Origin of the sequence: Streptococcus mitis (genome assembly GCF_001579035.1) — a bacterium.
Lineage (GTDB): Bacteria > Bacillota > Bacilli > Lactobacillales > Streptococcaceae > Streptococcus > Streptococcus mitis_J.
Genome location: NZ_KQ970289.1, coordinates 134,016 through 138,822, shown reverse-complemented (window position 1 = coordinate 138,822; position 4,807 = coordinate 134,016). Strand labels below are relative to the sequence as shown.

General features: G+C 34.7%; 4 protein-coding genes, 2 pseudogenes and 1 other annotated feature. All 6 genes and pseudogenes read left to right on the top strand.

The features are described 5' to 3' along the window. A pseudogene (locus SMIDD26_RS11805) lies at positions 1-254 on the top strand (iron ABC transporter permease); the annotation flags it as partial. A gap of 2 nt (positions 255-256) precedes the next feature. Next, positions 257-967, top strand: coding sequence for an MgtC/SapB family protein (locus SMIDD26_RS07945; RefSeq protein ID WP_001149044.1), 711 nt, complete (start codon positions 257-259; stop codon positions 965-967). Positions 968-1,166: 199 nt separating this feature from the next. Beyond that, complete coding sequence (locus tag SMIDD26_RS07940; RefSeq protein ID WP_009014333.1) at positions 1,167-1,529, top strand: hypothetical protein; 363 nt, start codon at positions 1,167-1,169, stop codon at positions 1,527-1,529. A 124-nt stretch (positions 1,530-1,653) separates the two neighbouring features. Beyond that, positions 1,654-2,648 (top strand): annotated as a pseudogene (locus SMIDD26_RS07935) (LacI family DNA-binding transcriptional regulator). A gap of 214 nt (positions 2,649-2,862) precedes the next feature. Then, positions 2,863-3,093 (top strand) — a binding site (T-box leader). A gap of 96 nt (positions 3,094-3,189) precedes the next feature. Then, the gene (locus tag SMIDD26_RS13185; RefSeq protein ID WP_000693075.1) at positions 3,190-3,351 is read left to right on the top strand and encodes a hypothetical protein; all 162 of its coding nucleotides are present in this window, start codon (positions 3,190-3,192) and stop codon (positions 3,349-3,351) included. 691 nt (positions 3,352-4,042) lie between these two features. Next, on the top strand, positions 4,043-4,807 hold a 765-nt coding region (locus SMIDD26_RS07920; RefSeq protein WP_246746993.1), incomplete at its 3' end, for a chorismate-binding protein.

The window sequence follows — 4,807 nt, the reverse complement described above, 5'->3', positions numbered from 1 at the left end:
TTCCATTTATTTTACCGGTTGTTCTCTCTGTTATTGCTTAAAACTTTAACTCTTTATTAACTGACTTCGACTTATCTGTATTTCTTTACCATCCATTAGCTCAACCACTGGGTATAACTATTCGTTCAGCAGGTGATGAAACAGCAACTTCAAATGCTCAAGCACTTGTATTCGTTTATACTATTGTATTAATGATAATTTCTGGTTCTGTTTTATACTTTACTCAGAGACCAGTTAGTAGAAAAAGGAAATAATAATGCAAGCAACAAGCTTAGGACTATCATATATCGAAATTGTATTAAGAATTGTACTTTCATTAGTTATTGGTGGTGTAATTGGTTTAGAGAGAGGAAGTAAATCTCAACCAGCAGGTATTCGTACACATAGTATTGTTTGTCTGGCTGCATGTTTAATTATGATGACTAATGAGTATGTATCTTATAAATTTGGTACAGGAGATCCTACACGCTTAGGTGCGCAGGTTATATCAGGTGTTGGTTTTCTTGGGGCTGGAACAATACTTATTACAGATAAAAAGAAAATAACTGGTTTAACAACTGCAGCCGGAATATGGGCTTCAGCTGGAATCGGTCTAGCTATTGGTGTTGGTTTTTATGAAGGAGCCATACTAGGAGCAATGTCTGTTTGGAGTGTTATAACTATGTTCCAACCTTTAAAAAAATATCTTCAAAGTCGTTCAAAGATAATCGAATTGTATATCGTTGTTAGATCTACAGAGGCATATAATCGGGTACTAGTATACTGTGCTGAGAATGGCATTAGAATGACTGATTCTAGAACTGCATTTGGAGATGTTAATTCAGAAAGAATTGAATATTTTGATGTTCCAGACAAAAAAATCGCGTCATTTATTACTCTGGAATTATCAGGTAGATTTGAGCACCTTAAACTAATGGAAGAAATTGCTAATATTGTTGGTGTGATTTATGTTGAGGAAATCAGCTAATCTAGGGATAAACAAAGGGACGGATTATTCTAGTCCTTTTGTTTTCTTTAAATAATAAGAAATATAAGGGCACATCTAAAAACTCAATTTCAATACTTTTAAACATTGATGTATCAACGTTTTCTGAGCAATAAAAATAGAAAATCGGTAGTTTTTAGAGGTGTCCATAATAATTTTTGAAGAAAAGGATCTAACTAATTTGAGAGTATATAAAGTGGATTTTGATGCAGGAAAAATAACTTATTTTGATGACTATAATCTCATACAGGTATACCACTTCCATTCATTTTATGATGTTTGTGAGATGGTGTTCGCTTGTCATTTACCATTTGAAGAAATGCTTAGAAATGTTATTGTTAAGGAGAAAGCTGTTCCCATATTAGAGTGTTATATTGAACAGATAATGAATACATTTCTAAATACAGAAGGATTTACTGAAAATGATTCCTTGGAATTTTCAGGTAGTGTATTTTCTTATCCGGTGATTTGTAATGCAGTTTACAAAATAGTACAAAACAGTGAATTGAATTGTAAAATTTATGTTACTAGTACTGAAAGTTAATGTAGATTTAGTGAAGTATTTCCTCCAGATGTAAACTAGATTAAAAGATTAGAATGTAATTTTCTTGTTAAAATAATTTAAATATTGTATAGTTATAGTGAAGGTTTATGACAGGAGTATTTTAATGGAAAAAGGGAAAAAGGTAACGATATATGATATTGCACGTTTGTCTGGTTTTTCTCCAAAGACAGTTTCACGTGTAATAAATGGAGGGAATAGAGTAAAACCTGAGACTTATAATGCCATAAAAAAGTCATCGATGAGTTATCCTATATTCCAAATGCCTATGCTCAGAATTTAACGAAGAAAGAAACCACGAATATTTTAATATCTGTGAAGAAGATTGATTCTTTTCCTTTAATCTGGTTTCAAACACTTTTAGATAAAGTTTTACAAACTTGTAGACAATTTGGAGTAAATGCTATTGTTGAATATTTTGGAGAGGAAGATTCGATTAGTAATTCAATTATTTCAAGTATTGGTAGCCTTGTAGATGGAGTGATTGTCTTTTATGAGGGGGAGAATGATATTCGAATCCAATATTTAAAGAAAAATAATATGCCTTTCATTGTCTTTGGAGAGTCTCAAACACCTGGAGTAGTTTACGTATCTAACAATAACTTTCAAGCTACTTATGATATGATGAAAGTAGTTTTGGAAAAGAATTTTAAAGATATGTGGTTACTTATGGGAGGTGAGTCTTATGTAAATAAGGATCGAGAGAGAGGAGTGAGAACTTTTTTAAAGGATAATAATTATTCTATGGATTTGAAGGTAGTTTATGGTTTAACTACAATAGAGTCAGTTTATTCCTTTGCTGTGAATGATTTGTCTTTTGGAAATTATCCAGATATTATATTTGTTTCAGGCGATGAAAAAGTTCAGGGACTAATTCGTGCGTGTTACGAAAAAGGAATAGCGATTCCGGATAATATATCCGTTGTTGGATTTGATAATATTCCAATTTCACAGTATTACACTCCTGCTTTATCTACAATTTCTCCTAATTATGTTAAATTAGCTCAAGAAATGATTGAAGGGGTATTAGCAATTATAAAGGGGGAAAGTGTCACATCTGTTGAAGTTTCTACTAAACTTGTTAGGAGACAGAGTTTCTAGTATTGTTTAATTCTTGAAAATCCTAATGGAAAAGATGGAGTGTTCTAAAGTAAGTTCTGTTTAGCATCTATTCAGTTTCTATTGAGTTGGATCCAATTTCTAACAAGTGGGACATTTTCACGTTCGATTTACTAAAGACATTATCACATTCGAATCACACATCTTTCAAAAAAATTGTAAAAAAGTCTTGACAAAGAAAAAACAAAGTATTAAAATAAGTTCAACAAATCAGAAAAGTAACTATTTTTGATCTTCAGGGAGCCTGTGGTGATTGTGAACAGGTGGTTGGAAGTAGTGAAAGTGGGCTGATTTTAAAAATGAATTTGAAACAATGAAAATTCGGTGCGCACACCTTATAGTGCAACTTGTTGTTAGACAAGGCAGAGATGTAAAGGGGATAGTCCCTTTATAATTGAGGTGGCACCGCGTTACCAACGCCCTCACATGGAAGTATATTCTGTGTGTGGGCTTTTTTCGTAACATGATAGCGATAGAAAGTGGAAATATTCCAACTATCAAGGAAAAAAGCTAGTAATACTTAATGAAAATCAAAGAGCAAACTAGGAAACTAGCCGCAGGCTGCTCAAAACACTGTTTTGAGGTTGTGGATAGAACTGACGAAGTCAGTAACCATACATACGGCAAGGCGACGTTGACGCGGTTTGAAGAGATTTTCGAAGAGTATAAAGGTGTACCGAGATGAACCTCTCATCATCAATGTCTCTGGTCGTGGAGACAAGGACGTAGCTGCGATTGCAGACTACTTAGAAGCTAAAAAATAAAAGATGGAAAATTACAGTCTTTTCTCTCACAGAGAGCTTGTGGTTGCTGGAAACAAGCAGAGAAAGCTGTAAGGTTGGGTCCATCTGAAACAAGAGAAGAAAACATAATTCTCAAGGGAGTGCCCTTTATCGCACAGCCTGTTACAGGAGGTTTCTGAGACAGGAATGAGAGATAGGAGAAATCCTATAATTGAGGTGGCACCGCGAATTTCGTCCTCACGCAAGTTGTTTTGCGTGAGGACTTTTATATGTTTATTATAGGTTCAGCTGTTTAGTTTTAAATTATTGCTCATTATTAAATAGATTGCTACAAAAAATTTGCGAACGAAGTGAGCTTTTAAAAGATATTTCCCGCATAGTGGTATCCTATGGAAGCAAATATGCTTCTATAGGATGGAATTTTTGAGAGTAAAATAGTTCGGGGAACTATTTTAGCCTGAGCCTAGAAATGAATGAGCGAGGAGCTCAAAAATTAGGTCTTTCATTTCCTGGATTGCTAAAATCATCCACTGGATAATTTTACCTCCCGTCCGCACTATTTAAGGGAAATAGAAAAAAATAATAAATTAACACTAAAAGTCTATAAAGAAAAGAATCGAAAGGGAAATTACAATGGAACGAATCATTCATGGAGATGTCTTATCACCAATCTTGGCTTATATGCGTCTAAAGGGGCAACACAAGGTTATTTTAGAAAGTATTCCGAGAGACAAGGAAACAGCTCGTTTTTCTATCCTAGCCTATAATCCAGTTTTTGAGATTAAGTTTGAAAATGGAGTTCTTTATCAAAATGGTCAAGTGATTGATCGTGATCCCTTGGATTTTCTTTATGAAGTGACTCATAAGAGACAGCACCATTCAGATCTACCTTTTGGTGGTGGGGCAATTGGTTTTGTTGGTTACGATATGATTTCGTTTTATGAAGAAATTGGTCAAATCCCTGAGGATACAATTGGGACACCAGACATGCATTTCTTTGTCTATGAGAGTTACATGGTCTTTGACCACAAGAAGGAAAAAATCCATGTCATCGAGGATGCTCTTTATAGCGAGCGCAGTCAAGAAGACTTGGAAGAAGCCTTGAACCAAGTGCTTGAGGAATTACGCATTCCTGCTCCAAATGAATTTGAAGACTTGGATCTATCTCCGTTAGACTTCAAACCGCATATCGCTCCTCAGAAGTTTGAGGAAATGGTGGAAACCGCTCGTGACTTGATTCGTAACGGAGATATGTTCCAATGTGTACTCAGCCAGCGCTTCTCAGCAGAAGTTACTGGAAATCCATTTGACTTCTACAGAAATCTCCGCGTGACTAATCCTTCTAATTACCTTTATTTCTATGATTTTGGGGATTATCAAATCATCGGAGCTAGTCCA